The 21,834-nt window shown below is 64.8% G+C and carries 19 protein-coding genes and 1 riboswitch; of the genes, 9 read left to right on the top strand and 10 right to left on the bottom strand.

All coding sequences use genetic code 11. The features are described from left to right. From CXQ88_RS04950 to CXQ88_RS04925, 6 genes are all read right to left on the bottom strand, one after another. Window positions 1–913, bottom strand: a 913-nt coding sequence (locus CXQ88_RS04950; RefSeq protein WP_146069163.1) for a hypothetical protein, incomplete at its 3' end; no start/stop codon positions are given. A 171-nt stretch (window positions 914–1,084) separates the two neighbouring features. Next, window positions 1,085–2,179, bottom strand: coding sequence for a Gfo/Idh/MocA family protein (locus CXQ88_RS04945; RefSeq protein ID WP_104043041.1), 1,095 nt, complete (start codon window positions 2,177–2,179; stop codon window positions 1,085–1,087). A 174-nt stretch (window positions 2,180–2,353) separates the two neighbouring features. Then, window positions 2,354–3,451 carry a substrate-binding domain-containing protein gene (locus tag CXQ88_RS04940; protein ID WP_104043040.1) on the bottom strand — a complete coding sequence of 366 codons (1,098 nt, stop codon included), beginning with the start codon at window positions 3,449–3,451 and terminating at the stop codon, window positions 2,354–2,356. Between the two features lie 51 nt (window positions 3,452–3,502). Beyond that, a complete protein-coding gene (mmsB, locus tag CXQ88_RS04935) occupies window positions 3,503–4,786 on the bottom strand; it encodes a multiple monosaccharide ABC transporter permease (protein WP_104043039.1) in 1,284 nt (427 codons plus the stop codon). A 44-nt stretch (window positions 4,787–4,830) separates the two neighbouring features. Continuing rightward, the gene (gene mmsA / locus CXQ88_RS04930) at window positions 4,831–6,387 is read right to left on the bottom strand and encodes a multiple monosaccharide ABC transporter ATP-binding protein (protein WP_104043038.1); all 1,557 of its coding nucleotides are present in this window, start codon (window positions 6,385–6,387) and stop codon (window positions 4,831–4,833) included. 131 nt (window positions 6,388–6,518) lie between these two features. Further along, entirely contained in the window at window positions 6,519–7,709 is a 1,191-nt protein-coding gene (locus CXQ88_RS04925; protein ID WP_104043037.1) for an ROK family transcriptional regulator, read from the bottom strand. A gap of 209 nt (window positions 7,710–7,918) precedes the next feature. Between CXQ88_RS04925 and CXQ88_RS04920 the strand changes: the two genes are divergently transcribed. Next, window positions 7,919–8,707 (top strand): nitrilase-related carbon-nitrogen hydrolase, encoded by a 789-nt coding sequence (locus tag CXQ88_RS04920; RefSeq protein WP_104043036.1) that lies wholly within the window; start codon window positions 7,919–7,921, stop codon window positions 8,705–8,707. Here CXQ88_RS04920 and CXQ88_RS04915 read toward each other — a convergent pair. Beyond that, window positions 8,686–10,332, bottom strand: coding sequence for a PucR family transcriptional regulator (locus CXQ88_RS04915; RefSeq protein WP_104043035.1), 1,647 nt, complete (start codon window positions 10,330–10,332; stop codon window positions 8,686–8,688). The two genes, CXQ88_RS04920 and CXQ88_RS04915, sit on opposite strands and share 22 nt — an antisense overlap. A 110-nt stretch (window positions 10,333–10,442) precedes the next feature. Between CXQ88_RS04915 and CXQ88_RS04910 the strand changes: the two genes are divergently transcribed. Together CXQ88_RS04910 and CXQ88_RS04905 are read left to right on the top strand one after the other, a co-directional pair. Beyond that, window positions 10,443–11,990, top strand: coding sequence for an amino acid permease (locus CXQ88_RS04910; protein ID WP_104043034.1), 1,548 nt, complete (start codon window positions 10,443–10,445; stop codon window positions 11,988–11,990). Then, window positions 11,987–13,720 (top strand): flavin monoamine oxidase family protein, encoded by a 1,734-nt coding sequence (locus CXQ88_RS04905; protein WP_181037419.1) that lies wholly within the window; start codon window positions 11,987–11,989, stop codon window positions 13,718–13,720. The genes CXQ88_RS04910 and CXQ88_RS04905 overlap by 4 nt, the downstream gene beginning before the upstream one ends. Here the strand turns inward: CXQ88_RS04905 and CXQ88_RS04900 are convergent. From CXQ88_RS04900 to purU, 3 genes are read right to left on the bottom strand one after another with little or no spacing between them, the layout of a single operon-like run. Continuing rightward, entirely contained in the window at window positions 13,717–14,235 is a 519-nt protein-coding gene (locus CXQ88_RS04900; protein ID WP_104043033.1) for a gamma carbonic anhydrase family protein, read from the bottom strand. The genes CXQ88_RS04905 and CXQ88_RS04900 overlap by 4 nt on opposite strands. Before the next feature lie 9 nt (window positions 14,236–14,244). After that, entirely contained in the window at window positions 14,245–14,928 is a 684-nt protein-coding gene (locus CXQ88_RS04895) for a class I SAM-dependent methyltransferase (RefSeq protein ID WP_104043032.1), read from the bottom strand. 27 nt (window positions 14,929–14,955) lie between these two features. Beyond that, on the bottom strand, window positions 14,956–15,816 hold the full coding sequence (gene purU, locus CXQ88_RS04890) for a formyltetrahydrofolate deformylase (RefSeq protein ID WP_104043031.1): 861 nt from the start codon (window positions 15,814–15,816) through the stop codon (window positions 14,956–14,958). A 43-nt stretch (window positions 15,817–15,859) separates the two neighbouring features. Next, a riboswitch (ZMP/ZTP riboswitch) is annotated at window positions 15,860–15,945 on the top strand. A gap of 146 nt (window positions 15,946–16,091) precedes the next feature. Here purU and glyA point away from each other — a divergent pair. From glyA to CXQ88_RS04860, 6 genes are all read left to right on the top strand, one after another. Beyond that, the gene (gene glyA / locus CXQ88_RS04885; protein WP_104043030.1) at window positions 16,092–17,390 is read left to right on the top strand and encodes a serine hydroxymethyltransferase; all 1,299 of its coding nucleotides are present in this window, start codon (window positions 16,092–16,094) and stop codon (window positions 17,388–17,390) included. Window positions 17,391–17,393: 3 nt separating this feature from the next. Beyond that, the gene (locus tag CXQ88_RS04880) at window positions 17,394–18,314 is read left to right on the top strand and encodes a bifunctional methylenetetrahydrofolate dehydrogenase/methenyltetrahydrofolate cyclohydrolase (RefSeq protein ID WP_104043029.1); all 921 of its coding nucleotides are present in this window, start codon (window positions 17,394–17,396) and stop codon (window positions 18,312–18,314) included. Between the two features lie 125 nt (window positions 18,315–18,439). After that, a complete protein-coding gene (locus tag CXQ88_RS04875) occupies window positions 18,440–19,441 on the top strand; it encodes an ABC transporter ATP-binding protein (protein WP_373637693.1) in 1,002 nt (333 codons plus the stop codon). 4 nt (window positions 19,442–19,445) lie between these two features. Further along, window positions 19,446–20,300: an ABC transporter permease gene (locus CXQ88_RS04870; RefSeq protein WP_258061682.1), complete on the top strand. Its 855-nt coding sequence runs from the start codon at window positions 19,446–19,448 to the stop codon at window positions 20,298–20,300. After that, window positions 20,297–21,130 carry an ABC transporter permease gene (locus tag CXQ88_RS04865; RefSeq protein ID WP_104043027.1) on the top strand — a complete coding sequence of 278 codons (834 nt, stop codon included), beginning with the start codon at window positions 20,297–20,299 and terminating at the stop codon, window positions 21,128–21,130. The genes CXQ88_RS04870 and CXQ88_RS04865 overlap by 4 nt, the downstream gene beginning before the upstream one ends. A gap of 139 nt (window positions 21,131–21,269) precedes the next feature. Continuing rightward, window positions 21,270–21,830 carry a hypothetical protein gene (locus CXQ88_RS04860; protein WP_104043026.1) on the top strand — a complete coding sequence of 187 codons (561 nt, stop codon included), beginning with the start codon at window positions 21,270–21,272 and terminating at the stop codon, window positions 21,828–21,830. Window positions 21,831–21,834: the final 4 nt, after the last annotated feature.

Raw genomic sequence — 21,834 nt, 5'->3', positions numbered from 1 at the left:
AACCGGAAGCGGTCGTGCCGCTTCCCGTACCGGAACCCGGGACAGCCGGTGCCTGGGCAGGGACGGGCGAAGGGTCAGCCGTCACCGGCTCGCTGGCCCCGGCATCAGGTTCCGCGGCGGCCGGGGCCCGCAGCGGGGACGACGTACCCGCTGTGGCCACCACACCCACAGAGGAACCGGCGGAACCCGGGCCCTGCACAGCGTCAACAACGGGCAAGCCAAGAAGCGTTGGGCTTTCAGAAAGTACGGCCGAATCCTCGGCAACAGCCTCGTCTCGTGTTGGAACGACAGCGCCTTCGGAAAGATCGGTGCTGCCGCCGGGAAGAGCGGCGCCGTCGGAAAGACCGGCATTCACCGGAACAACAGGCAGCTCCGGAACAACGGGCAGCTCAGGAACCGCAACGGGCAGGGGCTTCGTGCCTATGACCAGGTCAGCGACGGGCTCCACAACAGGTTCGAGAACCGGGACGGCCCCGGCAACAGGTGGAACAACAACGTCCACCACAGCCGCGGTAGCTCCGTCAGCCACTCCAACGATCGGAGCCGAAACAGCCGTCACGGCACCGGCCGGAACCACCTGGTTCACCACCGGGACCGCTGCAACGATGTTGTCCGCGAGCCCGGAAACCTGGCCCACCACCGGCCGAAGCAAACCCGGAGAGGGTGCCGCAACAGCAGGGGCGGCAACAGCAGGGGCGGCGCCAGGAGAGGCCGCAGGGGCAGCGGGTGCAGAGCCGGCAAGTTTGTCCGTTACAGAAGAAACCGAACTGCTAACCCCGCCCAACAGCGACGTTGTATCAGAAAGCACGTCCGCTGAGGCCGCCGGGGACGAAAACGTCAGCCAGGTCAGGGTCGCCGCGCCGGCAAGGAACACAGGACGCAGGGCACGCCACGAAGAACGAGCCTTAGCCATGCGTACCACCCCCAGTACCGTTGCATTCGACGGATCCCAAAAGCTTAAAACCAAATGTTGCAGAAAGTCTAGGATCTACTAAAACACATCGACTAAGTGAGGCTGCTCTTCTTCAAACACGTGACAGCGGCCGGGAGTCATGTCATGGCAATGACTTGGAACTCCCGTTCTTTACGGCTGTGTCACCTTTGTGGCTTGCCGTTCATCGTTCGGGTAGCTGACCCCGAGCTGCGCCCGCACTCCATCGAAAAGGCGCATAGTGTTCAGTGTGTCCTCCAGCGGCATCACCGGGCTTTCAATGAGGCCCTGCTGGATACAGCGCGTCACCTCGCGCAGTTCGTAGGTGTACCCGCGCCCCACCACGTCGAACGCTTCAACCCGGCGTTCGTCCCGCCCTGTTCCAATGACCAGTTCCCGCGGGTTGTTGATGGATCCGATGCTCTGCAGGAAGCCCTTGCTGCCGGCGACAGTGGCCGTGCGCGGGCCATGTGCCAGTAGGGACGACGTCAGTTGCACCTGCGCTCCGTGGTTGTAGCCGAGCGTCAGGGCATTCTGGGCGTCAACGCCGTCGTCATTTATGTGTCCTGTCGCGCTGACTGTTTGCGGAAAACCAAGGGTTCCCAGCGCCCAGAGCAGCGGGTAGACCGAAATGTCGAGCAGTGCGCCGCCACCGTCCTGCCTGGCCCAGAGCCTGGAGGTGGGTGAGTAGGGGGCCGGAAAGCCCAGGTCTGCCGTCACCCAGTGGACGTCCCCGACCTCACCGGACGCTGCGATTTCAAAGGCCCGCTGCATGCCCGGCAGGAACCGGCTCCAAACGGCCTCCATGAGGAAAAGTTTCCGGGACCGGGCAAGGTCGATGAGCTCGGCGGCTTCCCTGGCGTTGATGGTGAATGCCTTCTCGCACAGGACGTGTTTGCCGGCGTTGAGCGCGGCCAGCACAATTTCATGGTGCTGCGCGTGCGGCGTCGCGACGTAAACCACGTCCACCGCATCATCGGCGAGCAACCGCTCGTAGCCGTGAGCCCCGCCGTCGTCCCCGTATGCCCGGCCGAACCCGTACGAGGTGGCAAACTCGTCTGCTGTGTCCTGCCCCCGGGAGCTGACGGCATACAGCTCTGCGTCGGCCAGCAGCGCCAGATCCTGCGACACCGAGCGGGCAATTCCGCCGGTGGCAATGACGCCCCAATTGAGGGGAGCTCCCGTGGCGGAACGGGGATCCTGGTCGGACTGGCTGGACAACCATGGCTTGGCGATATGCGCACTCATGGTGCCCATCCTCTCACTGCGCTGAGAGAGCGTTCCCGCAGGAAATGAAAGAGCGTTTGGGGGAGGGCCCCGCCGCTGGACCCTGGCCTTCACCTGTCCCGCCTGCTTGTCCGGTTCAACGGAAAAGCCCGGCCCCTCAGAATGTGGGACCGGACTTTTCGGTGATCAGATTGTTTACTTGGTGATCGGTCCGAGTAGCGGATCGTCCACGTAGGCCGTCTTCACGTTTTCAGCAGTGACGATAACCGGCTCCAGCAGGTAGGCCGGGACGGTCTTCACGCCGTTGTTGTAGGAGTCCTTGTCGTTGATTTCCAGTTCCTTGCCGGCCTGGAGATCCTTCACCATGGTGATGGCGTGCTCAACGAGCTTGCGGGTGTCCTTGTTGATGGTGGAGTACTGCTCGCCGGCCATGATGGACTTGACCGACTCAACCTCGGAGTCCTGGCCCGTGATTACCGGGGTGGGCTTGCCAGCGCCCTTGACGGAGGTCAGGACAGCGCGGGCAAGGGTGTCGTTGGGGGAGAGGACGCCGTCCAGGGACTGGCTGGTGTAGCTGCCGGTGAGCAGGGTGTCGGCGCGGCGCTGGGCGTTTTCAGCCTTCCAGCCCTGGGTGACGGCCTGTTCGAACTTGGTCTGTCCGGACACTACCTTGAGCGTGCCGTCGTCGATCTTCGGCTGCAGGACGCTCATGGCGCCGTCGAAGAAGACCTTGGCGTTGGCATCGTCGGGGGAGCCTGCGAACAGTTCGATGTTGTACGGGCCGCTTGCCTTCTCGGCCTGCAGGCCTTCGAGCAGTGCCTGGCCCTGGAGCTCGCCCACCTTGAAGTTGTCGTAGGCCACGTAGTAGTCCACGTTCTGGGTGTTCAGGAGCAGGCGGTCGTAGGCGATGATAGTGGCGCCGGCGTCCTTGGCCTGCTGGAGCTGGGTTCCCAGCTGGGAGCCGTCGATGGCACCGACGATGATCACCTTGGCGCCCTTGGTGACCATGGCGCTGATCTGGTTCTGCTGCTCGGACACGCCGCCGTTGGCGAACTGCACGTCAGCCTTGAACCCTGCCCCGTTGAGGCCGTCGTTGAACAGCTTCTCCGCCAGGACCCAGTTCTCACTGGTCTTCTGCGGGAGTGCGACGCCGATGGAGGAGCTCTGTTCGAACCCTCCTGCGCCTTCGGTTCCGCCGCCCGTGCTGGGCTCGGACCGGCCGCAGCCCGTCAGCGCCAGTGCTGCGATGGCAGCAACCGCTGCGGCCTTTCCTGCTTTACCAATCATTCGCATTGTTGGTTCTCTTTCTTTGTGGTGGTGTAACGCTATTCAGGCTGCAAAAGCTCAGGCTTCCCTGGCGATCGTTTCCTTGGTGGAGGTGGTTTCGTCGGGCTGGAGCGGGTTGCTGGGTCCGCCGGAGGGCCGGTTGAAGTTCCTGGTCAGCATGCCGATGATCGATTTCTTGCCCTGGCTCTTGTTGTAGACGTCGAAGGCGACGGCGATCAGGAGCACCAGGCCCTTGATGATCTGGGTGAGGTCGGCACCGACGCCGAGCAGCTGCAGGCCGTTATTGAGTACAGCCATCACCAAGCCACCAATGATGGAACCGATGACGGTGCCCACGCCGCCCGTAACCGCAGCGCCGCCGATGAAGACGGCCGCGATGGCGTCCAGTTCCCAGCCCACGCCGTCGAACGGGCCCGATGCGGTGGAGCGGCCCACGAAGATCATGCCCGCCAGGCCGGCCAGGATGGACATGTTCATCATGACCAGGAAGTTGACCTTCTTGGACTGGACGCCGGAGAGCTCGGCCGCGTGGCGGTTGCCACCCACTGCGTAAACGTGCCGGCCGAGAATGGTGCGGGAGGAAATGAAGCCGTACAGCAGGACAAGGACTGCCAGGATCAGGCCGGGGATCGGGAAGGAAGTACCGGGACGGCCGGTAGCGAACAGGTACGTGGCGTAGAGGATGGCGCCGCAGATCAGGACCAGCTTCAGCGCGGTGACCCACATTTCCGGAACCTCCGCGCCAAGAGCCTTGGCGCGCGCCCGGGAGCGCAGTTCACCCCACACTACGAATGCCGCGGCGGCGATGCCCAGCAGCAGAGTGAGGTTATTGAATCCGGTGTCGGGGCCAACCTCGGGGAGGTAGCCGGATCCGAGGAACTGGAAATCGGCGGGTACCGGGATGGTGTTGGACTTGCCCACGAACTGGTTGAAGCCGCGGAACAGGAGCATGCCGGCGAGGGTGACGATGAAGGCCGGTATGCCCACGTACGCCGTCCACCAGCCTTGCCAGGCACCGATCACTGCGCCGAGCACCAGGCCCAGGAGCACACCGGCGTACCACGGGATTCCCCAGTCACGGATGGCGAGGGCCACGGTGACTCCCACAAAGGCGGCCACTGAACCGACGGAGAGGTCGATATGCCCTGCGATGATCACCAGCACCATGCCGATCGCCAGGATCAGGATGTAGGAGTTGCCGTTGAAGAGGTTGATGACGTTGCCGGGGGTAAGGGTGCGGCCGTCGGTGGCGATTTGGAAGAAGACGATCAGGGCCACCAGGGCGAAGATCATGCCGAATTGGCGGGTATTTCCGCCAAAGAGCTTCTTGAGGGCGTTCATTGTGTCAGTCCTTGTGTCCGGAAGGTTCTGGGGTGGTCCAGGGGTCAGGCGGCTTTGCGGGCGGAGGTCATCAGTTTCATCAGGTTTTCCTGGCTGGCCTCGTCTTTGTCCAGGACACCGGTGATGGCGCCTTCAAAAATCGTGTAGATGCGGTCTGAAAGGCCCAGGAGTTCGGGCAGCTCCGAGGAAATGACGATGACACCCTTCCCCTGGTTGGCCAGTTGCTGGATGATGCCGTAAATCTCGTACTTGGCGCCGACGTCAATGCCGCGGGTGGGTTCATCCAGGATCAGCAGGTCCGGGTCCGTGAACATCCACTTGGCCAGGACTACTTTCTGCTGGTTGCCGCCGGAAAGTTTGGCCACGCCCTCCTCCACCGACGGGGTCTTGGTCCGCAGCGACTTGCGGTACTGCTCCGCTACGGTGAATTCCTGGTTCGGGTCCACCACCGAGTTGTGGCTGATCTTCCGCAGGTTGGCGGCCACCGTGGTGGTTTTGATGTCATCGAGCAGGTTCAGTCCCAGCGACTTGCGGTCCTCGGTGACGTATCCCAGTCCGGCGTCAATGGCCTGCCGGACGGACTTGAGGGTCACCTGCTTGCCGTCCTTATAGACCTGGCCGCTGATGAACTTGCCGTAGGACCGGCCAAACACGGACCGGGCAAGCTCGGTGCGGCCAGCGCCCATCAGTCCGGCGAAGCCTACAATCTCACCGCGGCGGACAAAAAAGCTCGAGTTCTTGCATACCAGCCGGTCCTGGACGTTGGGGTGGCCTACGGTCCAGTCCTTGACTTCGAAGAACACCTCGCCGATTTTCGGAGTGTGGTCCGGGAAACGCGATTCGAGGGTGCGGCCCACCATGCCTTTGATGATGCGGTCTTCGTCCACGCCGTCCGCTTTGACATTTAGCGTCTCGATCGACTTGCCGTCACGGATGATGGTGATGGAATCGGCGATCTGTTCAATCTCGTTGAGCTTGTGCGAAATGATGATGCTGGTAATGCCCTTCGCCTTCAGGCCAAGCATCAGGTCCAGCAGGTGCTGGGAATCGGACTCATTCAGCGCGGCCGTAGGCTCGTCCAGGATGAGGATCTTCACGGACTTGTTCAGAGACTTCGCAATTTCCACGAGCTGCTGCTTGCCGACGCCGATTTCCTTGATGGGTGTGTCCGGGTCCTCACGCAGGCCAACGCGGGCCAACAGGTCCAGGGAGCGCAGTCGCGCCTCGGCCCAGTTGATCACGCCGCGTTTGGTTGGCTCGTTGCCCAAAAAGATGTTCTCCATGATGGAGAGCTCCGGGATCAGCGCGAGTTCCTGGTGGATGATCACGATGCCGGCGTGTTCGCTGGCCCGGATGTCGCGGAACTGCTGGACCTGGTTCTGGTAGACGATGTCGCCGTCGTAGCTGCCATAGGGGTAAACACCCGAGAGGACCTTCATCAGGGTGGACTTGCCGGCGCCGTTCTCGCCGCAGATGGCGTGGATTTCGCCGGCCTTCACCCGCAGGTTCACGTCGGCCAACGCTTTAACGCCGGGGAATTCCTTGGTGATGGACCGCATCTCGAGGATGATCGGGTCGGTTTGCGTGGTCTGGGACGTCATGTGCCCTAACCCTCCAATGCGATGACTTCTTTGTCCGGCCGGCAAAGCGCAGGGCCGTCTGATGCAAAAGTAAACTGGATCACGCCGCTTGTCGTCAAGTCTTTAACGCATATCCCGGATAACAAAACGATCTAGGTCTTCCGGATTCCTGCGTGTTGGAACACCAAAGCGGCTGCTCCAAGGGCCTCGGCGCGGTCGCCCAGGGAGGACATGGCCAACGCGGTAGTCTCACCGATGACGGGCACCGCGTGCCGTACCAAGCCCCTCTTGATGGGGTCCAGGAGGAGGTTGCCGAGGCCGGCGAGTGGCCCACCGACCACAATGACCTCAGGATTGATCAGGTTGGCAACGTTGCCCAGTGCGCGGCCGACGGCGAGCCCCGCGTCATCGAGGACGCGGAGGGTTGCGGAGTCACCGGCCAAGGCCTTGCGCACGATATCTGCGGGGGTGAGCGGCCGGTCCTCACCGCGGCTGAGGAGTTCAATCATGGTGGTGGTGGACGCGATGGTTTCAAGGCAGCCACGGTTGCCGCAGCGGCAGACGAGCCCTTGTTCGTGGATGGTGGCATGGCCTATTTCGCCAGTGATTCCCACGTTGCCGTAATAGGGTGCCCCGTTCAGGATGAGGCCGGCTCCGATGCCCGACCCGATCTTCAGGAACAGCAGGTTGCTGACCCCGGTGTGCTGACCCCAAGTCACCTCAGACCAGGCGCCCAGGTTCGCGTCGTTGTCAACAAAAACGGGGATTTTGAGCCTTTCCTCCAGGTGCTGGAGGATGTTGATCCCCACCCACTCCGGAAGAATCGCCCCTTGGGCCACGGTGCCGGTGCGCCGGTCTATTGGTCCGGGAATTCCGGCGCCGGCGCCCACCACGGCGCTGCGCGCGACGCCGCTTTCCTGCAGGAGTTTTTCAAGCAGGACCACTGCCGCCTGGATGCCCTCCTCAGCCTGGTGGCCCAGCGGCAGCGTGACGGATTCCTCGGCAATGACGTGATAGCTCAGCGAGGCCAGCACCACCCGAAGGTGGCGCCGGCCGAAGTCGATTCCGACCGCCACCGCGCCGTTGCTGTTCAGCCTGACGTTGAGCGCCCTACGCCCAGAGCTAGTGATGGGCTCCGTGGATGCCAGACCTGAATCGAGCATGATTCTGACAATGTTCGAGACCGTTGCCGTGGAGAGCCCGGTGTGCCGGGCGAGTTCAGCCTGTGTGGAGGGCCCGCCCATCAGTGACTCGATAATCCGTTGCTGGTTCAGTTGCCGCAGGGCGGATTGCGAGCCGGGATTTCGGGGTTTGCTCCTCGTTGAGCGCGATGTTGCGGGCATGCTTGAAAGAGTGCCTTATGGGAACTCTTGTAGTCAAGAAGTTAACGCAAGGGGGCTGGCAAGCAGGGACGGGAAAGCCAGGATGATCCGCCCTCGGTGAGCGACGAAGCGGTGCAAAAGGCCCCACGGAACTGCCCAAGCCGTGGCTAGTCTGTTCTTAGGCCTTCCCTTGAGGGCCGGTCCGACGACGGAAGGTGGCCGCTGTGTTGATGGCACTCCTGCAGGCCAACGCTGTTGTGATGAATGTGGACGCCAACTGTGCTGCTATTGATGCGGCCGCAGCAGCCGCTGCGTTGGCCGGAGCCGGCGTCCTGGTGACTCCCGAACTCTTTCCCGTGGGTTACGCACCCCGCAGGGTCCGGGCGGAACTGGATCCCGCCCGCCTGCCCGAGCTGCACGGGAAGCTTGCCGACATCGCGCGGCGCCATCAAGTCGGCCTCGTATACAGCCTTCCCCAGGTCACCGGGCAGGGGGAGTGGCGCATCAGCGCAACCCTTCTGGACGCCGAAGGCAACAGCCTGCTCGATTACTCCAAGGTGCACCTCTTCGGTCCTGACGAACGGGCGGCCTTCAGCCCGGCGACCCAGCCTCCCGCCGTCGTGAATTTCAATGGAGTGCCCACGTCCATGGTGATCTGCTACGACGTCGAATTTCCCGAAGCCGTCCGGGCCGCAGCCGTGGCCGGAGCCGAACTGCTCCTGGTACCCACGGCCCTGGCACACGGGTTTGACGACGTTCCGCAGGTGTTGCTGCGTGCGCGCGCACTGGAAAGCCAGTTGACCATTGCCTACGCCAACCACTCGGGTGTCGAGGAGGACTGCAGGTTCCTTGGCGGCAGCGTCATCGCCGGGCCGGACGGCAGGTTGCTGGCCGCGGCCGGCGAAGAAGCCCAGCTCCTTTTCGCGGAGCTGGACGAAGACTCCGCCGCCAAGGCCCGCGGCAAGGTGCCGTACCTCGCCGAACGGCGGCCGGATCTCTACCGTTCCTGGGGCGGCTGAGAGTTTTCCGTTACCGGCCCATCCACGTACTGCAGCGCAATCCACAGCTCTGCCCTTGACTGAACCTGGCCAAGGTCCAGGTCCAACAGTTCCGCGATGGCAGTAATCTGCCGCCGCACACTGTTCCGGTGCAGGCCCAGCTCCTTGGCCGTGGCGTCCCAGCTTCCGTTCGCGGCCAGCCAGGACCGGAGAACCCGGAGCTGGCTGTCACGGCGTTCGGGCTCCAGCTCAAGGACCGGCGCCAGGATCCTGGCCGCCAGCATGCTGCCGGCCTCCCTGCCGAGCATGCCGGTCACGGACCAGGTCATCTCCTCGACGCGAGCGCTTTTGCCCGTCGCCGACACCCGGGGCCGGAGCGACGAGGCACGCCGGTAAGCCTCCGGCAGGCCCGACAGCTCCGTGGGCTCGCCCACCACCAGGCACCAGCCGAGGTGCTCCACTTCGGCCACCAGCTGGTCATCCACCTTCAGCCGTGTCACGGCCGCGAAGCCGTAGTCCGTCAGCTCCACCATTTTGCTGTCGAACAGCCGGCGCCACTGCAGCAGCTCCCGGACCGGCCCGTCGTCGGCAGCGGGGGCAACCGCTGCCCGCACGCCCTGGACCACGCGCACCTGCCCGGACCGTGTTCCCGCAACACTCTGTGCCAACAGATCCTTCAGCCCGTTCAGCTGCCGGGTGTTGCCCCCGGCGAGCGTTTCGGGATGGAGCAGGAGGGCGGTGGCCAGCTGGCTGGGAGCCAGGGACCCGCTGGTTCGTTGACGGACCAGCAGTTCCAGGAGGCCCACGACCGAAGAGACCACACTGTTCTGCGCCGGAGTTAACGCCTTGTCCGCGCCGAGCACCAGCCCGCCAAGCGTGGCGTCTTTGCTGCTGCGGAGGGGATGGCCGAAGACCCGCGACGGGCCGGGGGCATCAAGCGTTTCTGTTTCCACGCGGGGGCCGCTCCCTGAGAGGAGCTTCCTGAGGAGGGGCTGGAGCTGGGAGAGGTCGACGGCGGCACCCGCCCGGGCACGCACGCGGCCGTCAGCGCCCACCAGGACCGCCCACACCGGGACGCGCTGGGCCAGCGCCGCCAGCAGTTCATGCTCCGGTCGGGCCGAAAGCACTGCCCGCATGAGGTGCCTGTTGGTCTCCGCCAGTTGCCGGAAAACCTGGGCGTTCCCGGACTCAAGCAGCTTCGAGAATTCCAGGCCCAGGGCGGCAAAAGGCACGCTGGCAGGCACCTCCACCAAGGTGAGCCCCTGCTCCCTGCAGGCCACCACCACGTGGTCCGGGACGGCGTCGTAATAAGGCTGCAGGCCGAAGCCCAGCGCAGCCACTCCGGCCTCCACCAACCTGCGGACATACTCCTCCACCCGGGCGGCACTTTGGCTCCCGTCCGGGCTGCCGCCATCGTTTCCGCCGTCCCGGAAGGGCAGGCCGGCGGTGAGGACAAATTCGCCGTCCAACAGGTAGGGGGTGGGGTCCTCCAACTCGCTCGGCTCCACCCACCGCAACGGCACCTGGCCGTTTCCGGCGTCGTGCACCACCGTTACTTCGGCAGGCAGGGCTGCCAGGAACTGCCCGAGCGTGACCGCATCGAACTGGTCCGGGCTGGCAGCGCTGTTTGGTGCATTACGTCTCATGGGTGATCACTATAGGTCACTTTGCACTCCCTTGAGATGCCGCTCACACCCCTACTCTGGGTGAGGGGAAAACCAGTTCAACCAGCCAACGACACGAACGGACGTCAACGATGACTGTGCCTACACTCTCCGGCCCGGCCCCGGACGGCGCCGCCGGAACAGCGGCCCGTCCAGCCCTGGGCGCCCAGCTGCTGCGGCGCAAGCCGATCGCGCAGATGGTCAGCGAGGCAGACAGCAACAATGGCGGGCCCAAGCTGGTCCGCAGCTTCGGTGTCCTGCAGCTGACCATGATTTCTGTTGGCGCAACTCTCGGGACCGGCATTCTGGTGATTCTGGGCGAATCCGTTCCGCTGGCCGGACCGGCCATCTGGATTTCATTCGCCATCGCAGGCCTGGCTGCGCTGCTCTCCGCGGTGTCTTACGCGGAGATGGCGGGCCTGGTGCCCGTTGCCGGGTCCAGCTATTCCTACACATACGCCACCATGGGCGAAGGGATGGCGTGGATCTGCGGCTGGTGCCTGGTGCTGGAGTACGCCGTTTCGGTGGCCGCCGTCGCCGTGGGTGCCGGCCAGTACGTGAATGAAGCGCTGGCCGTCTTCGGTTCCGTTCTGCCTGATGCCATGTCGCAACCGCCGGGGGATGGCGGAGTGGTCAACATCCCGGCCATGGTCATCGTGGTGCTGGCAACCGTCCTCCTGGTGCGCGGCGCCAAGGAGAGCGCTTGGATCAATACCTCCATCGTGGTGGTGAAGGTGGGCATCCTGCTGTTCTTCTGCGCCGTGGCGTTCACCGCGTTCAACGCCGGCAACTTTGAGCCGCTGTTGCCCATGGGCGCCGCCGGTGTCTCCGCCGCGGCCTCCCGGGTGTTCTTCTCCTACATTGGTTTCGATGCCGCCTCCACAGCAGGCGAGGAAGCACGGAACCCCAAGCGCGACCTGCCCAGGGCCATTATGTTGTCCATGGTCATTGTCACCACCATTTACGTCCTGGTGGCCGTCGCGGCCATCGGCGCCCGGCCGTGGGGCTGGTTCGACGGAACCGAGGCGGCCCTGGTGAAGATCCTCGAAGAGACCACCGGCCAGCCGTGGATCGCACTCGTCTTCGCGGTGGGCGCGGTGCTGGCCATCGCCAGCATCGTCCTGACGGTGCTCTACGGGCAGACCCGTATCCTGCTCTCCATGTCCCGTGACGGGCTCATCCCCAAGGTCTTCGGCCGCGTTTCCCGCCGTACCGGCACCCCCGTGGCCGGGACGCTCCTGGTGGGAACCGCCGTCGCGCTGACCGCCGGGCTGGTTCCGCTGGGTGCGCTCGCGGATGCCACCAGCATCGGCACGCTGTTTGCGTTCGCCCTGGTGAATGTCGCCGTCATCTATCTCCGCCGCACGCGCCCGGAGCTGGAGCGAACCTTCCGCGTGCCTTTCTTCCCGCTCACACCCATCCTCGGCGCCGCGATGTGCGCCTACCTGATGGCCAACCTTGGCGCCGACACCTGGGTGGTCTTCGCCCTCTGGATGCTGGTGGGCGTGGCCGCGTACTTTGGTTACGGACGCCGGAACTCACGGGTGGCGGCACTCAGCAACGAGGAATACCGCGAGCTCTCCGCGCCACAACTTTCAACCGAGCAAACCACCGAACAGACGAAGGCAGAACTTCCATGACCATCGCCACCGAACTGCCGGCCTCAGATCCGTCCAGCACGTCAGCCACTCCCGCTGCGGCCCCGGCTCCAGGCGGTGCCGACGCAGGTCCTATCACCATGCTGAACCCGGACTTCCCGTTCAGCTACGACCACTACCTCGGCCATCCGGACGGTTTGGGATCTGTGCCGCCGGAACTGCTGGGCACGGAAGTCGCCGTCATCGGGGCAGGGCTTTCGGGCCTGGTCACGGCGTACGAGCTGATGAAGCTGGGGCTGCGGCCGGTGGTTTACGAAGCCGACAGGATCGGCGGACGCCTCCGCACGGCCTCGTTCCCCGCCGCGCCCGGTGTTGTGGCGGATCTCGGCGGCATGCGCTTCCCGGAATCCGGCAAGGCGTTCTACCACTACGTGGACCTGCTCGGCCTGGAAACAGAGGAGTTCCCTAACCCGCTGTCCCCGGCCACCTCCAGCACTGTGATTGAGCTGGCCGGCCAGAAGCACTATGCGGAGAAACCTGGCGACCTTCCGCCGTTCTTCCGCGAAGTGGCGGACGCCTGGAAGGCAGCCGTGAATGATGGCGCCCAGTTTGTCGAAATGCAGCAGGCCATCCGCTCCAGGGACACGGCACGGATCAAGGAGCTGTGGAACGAGCTGCTGCCGCTGATGGACGAGCAGACCTTCTACGGTTTCATCGCGGCCAGTGAGTCCTTCAAGAAGGCCGGGTTCGCCCACCGGGAAGCCTTCGGCCAGGTGGGCTTCGGCACCGGCGGCTGGGACACCGACTTCCCCAACTCCATCCTGGAAATCCTCCGGGTGGTGTACACGGACGCCGATGACCAGCACCGGATGATCCGCGGGGGAGCGCAGCGGCTCCCCGAGGCACTGTGGCAGCACGCGCCGTCGGGCATGGCCCACTGGCCGGAAGGAACCTCGCTGGCGTCACTGCACTCCGGCTCGCCGCGCGGCGCAGTGGGCAGGATCAGCCGTGACCCCGACGGGAACCTGCGGATCCGCGAACGCTGGAGCCGCGAGGCCAGCTACCCCGCCGTGGTCACCACCTGCCAGTCCTGGCTGCTGTCCACCCGCATCCACACTGAGGAGGCCCTGTTCCCGGCTGAACTGTGGACCGCCATTGAGCGTTCGCACTACATGCAGTCCTCCAAAACCTTTGTGATGGTGGACCGGCCGTTCTGGAAGGACATCGATCCGGACACCGGCAACGAGGTGCTCTCGATGACGCTCACGGACCGGCTCAACCGCGCGACGTACCTCCTGGACAACGGGCCGGACCAGCCCGCCGTCATCCTGCTGTCCTACACGTGGAACGACGACGCGCTGAAGTGGCTGGCGCTGGACGCCGACGAGCGCGTGGAACTGATGCTGCATTCGCTCGAGCAGATCTACCCGGGAGTGGACATTGCCGGCCATATCGTGGGCCAGCCCATCACCGTCTCCTGGGAGGCCGATCCCAACTTCATGGGCGCCTTCAAGGCCAACCTGCCGGGGCATTACCGCTACCAGCAGCGGCTGTTCACGCACTTCAAGCAGGATGCCCTGCCTGAATCGCAGCGTGGGATCTTCCTGGCGGGCGACGACGTCTCGTTCACAGCAGGCTGGGCGGAAGGGGCCGTCACCACCGGTCTCAATGCAGTGTGGGGAGTGCTGAACCACCTGGGTGGTTCATCCGCACCAGGCAACCCCGGGCCTGGCGAACTGCTCGACGAAATTGGCCCGATCTCGCTGGACTAGGCGTGGAGGTCCCGGTGCGCCCGGGCCAGTTCGATGTACCGCGCGGCGTTGGCCCGCACGCCGTCGTACTCCTCGTCGGTGAGTTCGCGGCGGACCTTGCCCGGGACGCCTGCCACGAGTGAGCGCGGCGGGACAACTGTTCCTTCCAAAACGACGGCGCCGGCTGCCACCAGCGAGCCGGCGCCGATGACTGCGCCGTTGAGTACGGTCGCGCCCATGCCGATCAGGCAGTCGTCCTCCACTGTGCAGCCATGCACGACGGCGGCGTGCCCCACACTGACGCGTTCGCCCACCGTGCAGGGGAACCCGGGGTCCGCGTGCAGCACCACGTTGTCCTGAAGGTTGCTGCCCGCGCCCACGGAGATTGCGGCAGTGTCGGCGCGGACACTGACGCCGTAGAACGCGCTGGCGTCCTCGGCCAGGGTGGCGTTGCCGATGATCGAGGCGGTGGGCGCTACAAAGGCGGAGTCGTGGACGGCCGGCGTGTTTCCGGCGAAAGGGTAGAGAGGAGCCATGGGCCAAGCCTAGGACATCCGCCCCACCTGGTCGGGTGGGGAGGCTGGGGTGCGGAGGACCAGGAACTGGTAGTGCTGCGTCCAGTGGCCGGCGCCTGGGCCGGACTCGGTGCCTGCACCTTCCTGCCACGTGACAAAGTCCTCGAAATCGCCGTGGCGCCCAAAGACTTCCCGAACCGTGGCGTCACTGCGCCGGCTGAAAAAGCGGGGCTCGACGTCGTCCTCGGGATTCAGCAACTCTTCACCCTCGCCTGACCAGAGGCCGACCGCGATCAGCCCGCCGGGGGCGGTGACCCGCACCAGCTCTGCCAGGACGGCGTCGATGTCGTAGGCGGGGATGTGCAGCAAGGTGCTCATCGACCACAACGCCGGGAACGAACCCTTCGGGAACGGCAGTCGCCGGGCGCTCGCAACCGACACCTCCAAGCCCCTGGCCCGGGCCAGCCGGACCTGCCCCTCAGCGAGATCCACCCCCGTGTAATGGATGCCCGCTTGAACGAATTTCAACCCGTCCAGGCCTGTCCCCGTCCCAACTTCGAGAACGGAGTGGCGCCCTTCAGACTTCAGCAGGGCGATGAAACGCTGCCGCTGCTCCGCCCGGTTGCGCGACGGCGGATGGTCGCAGCCGGAAGCGGCCCGCCGGTTGTAGTAGTCGGCCAGGCGGCGCTCGCCGTCCTCCGCTCCCGGTTCCATCGCGCCTCCCTGACGCCTAGTTCACCGTCAGTTGAAGACGACGGTCCGGTTGCCGTCCAGCAGCACCCGGTGCTCTGCGTGCCACTGCACTGCCTGGACCAGCGTGCGGCCTTCAACGTCCCGACCCATCTGGACGAACTGCTCCGGCGTGCGGGCGTGGTCCACGCGGATGACTTCCTGCTCAATGATGGGGCCCTCGTCCAGCGCAGCCGTCACATAGTGGGCGGTGGCACCGATCAGCTTCACGCCGCGTGCGTGCGCCTGGTGGTACGGCTTAGCGCCCTTGAAGGACGGCAGGAAGGAGTGATGGATGTTGATGGCCTTGCCCGTGAGTTCAGTGCAGAGCTCGTCGGAAAGGATCTGCATGTAGCGGGCCAGGACCGTCAGTTCAACATCGTGCTCCGCCATGATGGCGCGGAGCTTGTCCTCCGCCTGGCCCTTGGTGTCCTTGGTGACGGGGATGTGGTGAAACGGAATGCCATAGAACTCGGCGAGCCCGGCCAGGTCCTGGTGGTTGGACACGATGGCGGGAATCTCGATGGGCAGCGTCCCGGAGCGCTGCTGGAACAGCAGGTCGTTGAGGCAGTGGGCGGACGTGCTGGCCATCACCAAAGTCCGCACCTTTTGCCCCACCGCGTTGAGGCTCCACTGCATGCCGAACGCCTCAACCACAGGTTCCAACGCAACCCGAAGCTCTGACGCAGCAGCCGGCGTCGTTACCTCCACCCGCATAAAGAAGTTGCCCGTGGCGGGGCTGCCGTACTGCTGCGAATCCGTAATATTGCACCCCGCCACCAGCAGGGCGCCGGCCACCGCATGGACGATTCCCGGGCGGTCCGGGCAGGACAGGGTTACTACATACGCTTGGTTCAGCTGCTCTTCTTTCACGCCTACAAGCCTACCCGCGCAGCGGCGCCCGGATTTGATAGGCTGAAAGGGTCGCAACTGGCGTTGGGTGGCTAACCACCAGGGAGCGGCAATCACGAAGACCACGGATCGTACGCCTGGGCCGAGGGTCATGTCTTGCCGGAATTGGGGCTGCACCCCGTCAGTACTGCAGCGCCATGCCTACGCTTTTACGCCCTGTCATCAAGGCTGTGTGAAAGTGCGCCAGCCGGTAGCCTGACCTTAGCAGTGCCCGTATCCCTAGCCAGGAGTTCTTCGTGACTACTACAGCCACCTCAACAACCGCCGTCAGCAACCAGCCGCTGGCTGAGCTCGACCCCGAAATCGCCGCAGTCCTGGACCAGGAGCTCGGCCGCCAGCGCGGCACCCTGGAAATGATTGCTTCCGAGAACTTCGCCCCCCGCGCCGTGATGGAAGCGCAGGGCTCCGTCCTCACCAATAAGTACGCCGAGGGTTACCCGGGCCGCCGATACTACGGCGGCTGCGAGTACGTTGACATCGCCGAGCAGCTGGCCATCGACAGGGTCAAGGCACTCTTCGGTGCGGAGTACGCCAACGTCCAGCCGCACTCCGGCGCCCAGGCCAATGCCGCCGCACTGTCTGCCATGATCACCCCCGGCGACAAGATCCTCGGCCTGTCCCTGGCCCACGGCGGCCACCTGACCCACGGCATGAAGCTGAACTTCTCCGGCAAGCTCTACAACGTGGCTGCGTACCAGGTGGAGGAAGACAACTTCCGCGTGGACATGGACAAGCTCCGCGAGCAGGCCATCGCCGAGAAGCCCCAGGTCATCATCGCCGGCTGGTCCGCCTACCCACGCCACCTGGACTTCGCTGCCTTCCGCTCCATCGCGGACGAAGTTGGCGCGTTGCTTTGGACCGACATGGCGCACTTCGCCGGCCTGGTTGCCGCAGGCCTGCACCCGAGCCCGGTGCCGTACTCCGACGTCGTCACCTCCACGGTGCACAAGACCCTCGCCGGCCCGCGCTCCGGTGTGATCCTGGCCAAGCAGGAGTGGGCCAAGAAGCTGAACTCCAATGTCTTCCCGGGTCAGCAGGGCGGACCGCTCATGCACGTCATCGCCGCCAAGGCCGTTGCCTTCAAGATTGCCGGCACCGAGGAATTCAAGGAGCGCCAGGAGCGCGTCCTTGAAGGCGCCAAGATCATCGCGGACCGCCTCAACCAGGCCGACGTCGCCGAAGCCGGCGTCTCCGTCCTCACCGGCGGCACCGACGTGCACCTGGTCCTCGTTGACCTGCGCAACTCCCAGCTGGACGGCCAGCAGGCCGAAGACCTCCTGCACTCCGTGGGCATCACGGTCAACCGGAACGCCGTTCCGTTCGACCCCCGCCCGCCGATGGTCACCTCCGGCCTGCGCATCGGCACCCCGGCCCTGGCAACCCGCGGCTTCGGTGCCGCCGAGTTCACCGAGGTGGCAGAAATAATCGCCACCGCGCTGAAGGCCGGCACCAGCGCCGACGTTGATGCCCTGCAGTCCCGCGTGGACAAGCTGGCCGCCGACTTCCCGCTGTACCCGACGCACGAGCAGTGGTGACCCATGACTGAAACGAAGACCGCCCGGATCCTGGACGGCAAGGCAGCCGCCGCCGCGATCAAGTCCGAGCTGACTGAGCGTGTAGCGGCCCTGAAAGCCCGCGGCGTCACTCCCGGCATTGCCACCGTTCTTGTTGGTGCGGATCCTGCCTCGCAGCTGTATGTGTCTATGAAGCACAAGCAGTCCGAAGAAATCGGGATGAACTCGATCCAACGGGAGCTTCCGGCGGATGCCACCCAGGCGCAGGTTGAGGCCCTCATCGACGAACTCAATGCGGACCCTGCCTGCCATGGTTACATCGTGCAGCTGCCGCTGCCCAAGCACCTGGACACCGATGCCATCCTCGAGCGCATCGATCCCGCGAAGGACGCCGACGGTCTGCACCCGACCAACCTTGGCCGGCTGGTGCTCAACGTCAACAGCGAGATCACCTCGCCGCTGCCGTGCACGCCACGCGGTGTCATCGAGCTCTTGGAGCGCAACGGCTACAGCCTCGCCGGCAAGCATGTAGTGGTGGTGGGCCGCGGTGTGACGATTGGCCGTTCCATCGGCCTGCTGCTGACCCGGCGCGCTGTGAACGCCACGGTGACCCTGACGCACACCGGTACCGAGAACCTCTCAGAGCTGTTGCGGCAGGCGGACGTCATCGTAGGTGCGGCGGGTGCGAAGCATATCGTCAAGGCTGCCGACGTGAAACCGGGCGCGGCAGTGCTCGACGTCGGGGTCACCCGTGAGACCGACCCCGAGACGGGCAAGAGCAAGGTCCACGGCGACATCGAACCCGCCGCGGCCGAAGTGGCCGGCTGGATCTCGCCGAACCCCGGGGGCGTCGGTCCCATGACCGTGGCGCTGCTGATGACCAACGTGGTCGAAGCCGCAGAGCGCCAATTGGCACAGAAAAGCGGCTCGGGAATCGCCCGGTAATTCCCCTTCTTCACGTCCGACGGCGGCCCGTCCCTTGCGATCAAGGGGCGGGCCGCCGTCGGACTTTAAGGACAGAACCGACAGTCCTCTTCCACCTGCCCGGCAGCTCTACTAGTCTGCGGAGGGTGCACAACAAAGCCACCGTGTCCTCCGGCGCCGCAGCGGGCGCCGTCCAGCCAGCCGCCGAACCCCACACCGAAGCTCACCCCACCGTCATCAGGGCAGAGAACCTGACCAAGACCTACGGCGACGTTGCCGCAGTGGACGGTATCTCCTTCAGCGTCCCGGCGGGGGAGTCGTTCGGCCTGCTGGGGCCTAACGGGGCCGGCAAGTCCACCACCATGAAGATGATCGGCGGGGTCACCCGCCGCACCTCCGGGAACCTCCACATCATGGGTCTGGACCCCGACACCCACGGACCGGAGGTACGCGCGCACCTCGGAGTGGTGCCGCAGCAGGACAACCTGGACGAGGAACTCCGCGTTCGCGACAACCTCCTGGTGTACGGCCGGTACTTCGGCCTGCCCATGAGCTACCTGAAGCCGAAGGCGGATGAGCTGCTGGAGTTTGCCCAGCTGACGGACAAGGCAAAGTCCAAGGTGGACGCGCTGTCCGGCGGCATGAAGCGGCGCCTCACCATCGCGCGTTCGCTCATCAACGAACCCCGGATCCTGCTGCTCGATGAACCCACCACCGGACTGGACCCGCAGGCCCGGCACATCCTCTGGGACCGGCTGTTCCGGCTCAAGGAACAGGGCGTCACGCTGATCCTGACCACGCACTACATGGACGAGGCCGAGCAGCTCTGCGACCGGCTCATCGTGGTGGACAAGGGCCGCATCATGGCCGAGGGGTCCCCGGTGCAGCTGATCCGCGAGCACTCCACCCGGGAGGTGGTTGAACTGCGGTTCGGGTCAGAACGGAACACCACCATCTCCGCGGAACTGGAGGGCATCGGGGAGCGGCTGGAGGTCCTGCCGGACCGGGTGCTGATTTACGCGCACGACGGCGAGGCGGCCCTTGAGCAGGTAGCGTCACGCGGACTGCGGCCGCTGACATCGCTGGTTCGGAGGTCCTCGCTGGAAGACGTGTTCCTCCGGCTGACGGGCAGGAGCCTCGTTGAGTGAGGTTGTGAAAGCGAATTTGGCTGGGAACACGGAGCTGCACTCCCGGGCGCACAGCCCTGAGGTCGCGGCGGCGAAGGCGAGGCGGTGGGGCGCCTTTTACTACGCCGAGCAGGTGCTACGGGTGATGAAGGGGTACAGCTGGTCCATCATCATGTACAGCGTGGGACACCCGGTGGCTTATCTGTTTGCCATGGGCGTGGGCCTGGCCACCTTGGTTGATTCGCAGGGCGCGGGCGCCTTCGGGGGAGTGGGCTACGTGACGTTCGTGGCACCGGCGCTGGTGGTCTCCGCGGCAGTCATGACGGCCGCCAACGAATTCACCTTCCCCGTGATGGACGGCTTCAAATGGCGCCGGACCTACTACGGGCCGCACGCCTCGCCGTTGACGCCACAACAGATAGCCGCCGGCCACATCATGGCGGTAACCCTGCGGTTCCTGCTGCAGTCCGGCGTCTACTTTGCCGCAGTTGCCCTATTCGGTGCGGCGCCCGGCGGCTGGGGCTGGGTCACCATCCTGGTGGCCACGCTGGCGGGGCTCTCCTTTGGCCTGCCGCTGATGGCGTACGCCGCGTCCATTACCGAGGACAAGGGGCAGTTCGCGCTGGTGATGCGCTTCATCGTGATGCCGCTGTTCCTGTTCTCCGGCACGTTCTTTCCTTTGGACAGCCTCCCGCTGGCGGTCCGCTGGATCGGCTGGATCTCGCCGATCTGGCACGGCACTGAACTGGGACGGGTCTTCAGCTACGGATACCAGGAGCCTCCGCTGCTGACCATCCTGCATGCCGCGGTGCTGGTGGGCCTGGCGGTGCTGGGCTGGTTCCTGACGCGGCGGCAGTTCGCCGCAAGGATGGGCCAATGAGCGCCGGGCTGCCCGTGAAGAGCGCTGCGGATGAGGCCCGCAACAGGACGTTCGGGCCGCTGTATTCCCGCAATGCCAGGGCGGTGATTTCGCGTGGCCTCCTGGCTACGAAGAGCACCAACTGGCTGGTGATGCTCTCCGGGTTCTTTGAACCGGTCCTTTTCCTAATCTCGATGGGAGTGGGGCTCGGCGCGATCGTTGGTTCGGTTCACGGCCCGGGTGGTGGGGAGATCAGCTACGCCGCCTACATTGCCCCGGCCCTGCTGGCAGTCTCCGCGATGAACGGCGCGGTCTACGACTCAACGTGGAACGTGTTCTTCAAAATGAACTTCGCGAAGCTGTACCAGGGCATGCTGTATACCTCGCTGGGGCCGCTCGACGTGGCTCTGGGGGAGATCTTCCTGGCCCTTCTGCGCGGGCTCCTCTACGCCATGGGGTTCACAGCGGTCATGGGTGTGATGGGTTTGATCACCACACCCTGGGCGCTGCTGATGGTTCCGGCCTCCGTGCTGATCGCGTTCGGGTTCGCCAGCATCGGAATGGGGATCACCAGCTTCCTGAAGACGTTCCAGCAGATGGACTGGATCAACTTCATCATGCTGCCCATGTTCCTGTTCAGCGCCACGTTCTACCCGCTGAGCGTGTATCCGCAGGCGATTCAGTGGCTCATCCAGGCCATGCCGCTGTGGCACGGGGTGGAACTGCTGCGCCAGATCAGCGTTGGCACGTTCACTGCGGCCACCCCCATCCACATCGGCTATTACGCGGCATTGACCGCCGTCGGAATGCTGCTCACCACCGTGCGGCTGCGGCAGCTGTTCCTGAAGTAGCTCCCAACTAACTGGCACTTAACGTCCTCAAAACGCATGTTGGGAGCGTTAAGTGCGAGTCAGTTGGGAGGGGGAGGGGGTTGTTCGCCGGGGGTGGAAGGCGGCGGGAGCATACGCCGGCATTTGAGAGAATGGGTCCATGCAATCTCTGGGCAGCTCCAAGTCATCCTCCAAACCCGCCAGGGGCGGATTCTCCATGTTTCGAATCAGCGGGCCCGGACTGATGGTCCTCGTCACCGCGTTCGTGGTGGCCGTCATCTTTGCGGCCAACCAGAACGACGTCGTGGGCTGGGTTGTTGCCGTCATCGCCGCCTTCTGGCTCGCTCTCGCATGCTTCGTTGTCTTCAGCATCCAGAAGGCCGCCAAGAAGGCCGGAGCCAAGCTGACTGAAGCCCAGAACGCCTTCACCACAGCCGCCGGACGCGGGCCGTCCTCCTACGTCGACCAGGGCGGAACCCGTGTTGTTGCCGAGCGCAGCCAGGCCGAAGAGGTCCGCGACCTCAAGCTGGACCACTCCTTTAAAATCGTCCAGGTGCAGATCCGCGTGGTGGAGGAGGAACGTGCCAAGGGTGCGGCCGCCAACCAGGACACCATCAACCGGGCCCTGGAAACCATCGAGATCACAGCCACGAATGCCAGGGACATGATCAAGTCCTCCGGCGGCAGCGGAGAGCCGGTCACCGGAACCATCATCGACTAGAGTG

Origin of the sequence: Arthrobacter sp. ZGTC412 (assembly GCF_002929215.1) — a bacterium.
Taxonomy (GTDB): Bacteria; Actinomycetota; Actinomycetes; order Actinomycetales; family Micrococcaceae; genus Arthrobacter.
Note: the sequence above shows the minus strand (reverse complement) of the source record. Positions and strands in the feature narration are given on the sequence as shown.

Excerpts from the sequence above, each read along its gene's own strand:
- CXQ88_RS04945 (WP_104043041.1), bottom strand. The coding sequence starts at position 2,179 with ATGAGTGCGCATATCGCCAAGCCATGGTTGTCCAGCCAGTCCGACCAG.
- CXQ88_RS04940 (WP_104043040.1), bottom strand. The coding sequence starts at position 3,451 with ATGCGAATGATTGGTAAAGCAGGAAAGGCCGCAGCGGTTGCTGCCATC.
- mmsB (WP_104043039.1), bottom strand. The coding sequence starts at position 4,786 with ATGAACGCCCTCAAGAAGCTCTTTGGCGGAAATACCCGCCAATTCGGC.
- mmsA (WP_104043038.1), bottom strand. The coding sequence starts at position 6,387 with ATGACGTCCCAGACCACGCAAACCGACCCGATCATCCTCGAGATGCGG.
- CXQ88_RS04925 (WP_104043037.1), bottom strand. The coding sequence starts at position 7,709 with ATGCCCGCAACATCGCGCTCAACGAGGAGCAAACCCCGAAATCCCGGC.
- CXQ88_RS04920 (WP_104043036.1), top strand. The coding sequence starts at position 7,919 with ATGGCACTCCTGCAGGCCAACGCTGTTGTGATGAATGTGGACGCCAAC.
- CXQ88_RS04915 (WP_104043035.1), bottom strand. The coding sequence starts at position 10,332 with ATGAGACGTAATGCACCAAACAGCGCTGCCAGCCCGGACCAGTTCGAT.
- CXQ88_RS04910 (WP_104043034.1), top strand. The coding sequence starts at position 10,443 with ATGACTGTGCCTACACTCTCCGGCCCGGCCCCGGACGGCGCCGCCGGA.
- CXQ88_RS04905 (WP_181037419.1), top strand. The coding sequence starts at position 11,987 with ATGACCATCGCCACCGAACTGCCGGCCTCAGATCCGTCCAGCACGTCA.
- CXQ88_RS04900 (WP_104043033.1), bottom strand. The coding sequence starts at position 14,235 with ATGGCTCCTCTCTACCCTTTCGCCGGAAACACGCCGGCCGTCCACGAC.
- CXQ88_RS04895 (WP_104043032.1), bottom strand. The coding sequence starts at position 14,928 with ATGGAACCGGGAGCGGAGGACGGCGAGCGCCGCCTGGCCGACTACTAC.
- CXQ88_RS04880 (WP_104043029.1), top strand. The coding sequence starts at position 17,394 with ATGACTGAAACGAAGACCGCCCGGATCCTGGACGGCAAGGCAGCCGCC.
- CXQ88_RS04865 (WP_104043027.1), top strand. The coding sequence starts at position 20,297 with ATGAGCGCCGGGCTGCCCGTGAAGAGCGCTGCGGATGAGGCCCGCAAC.
- CXQ88_RS04860 (WP_104043026.1), top strand. The coding sequence starts at position 21,270 with ATGCAATCTCTGGGCAGCTCCAAGTCATCCTCCAAACCCGCCAGGGGC.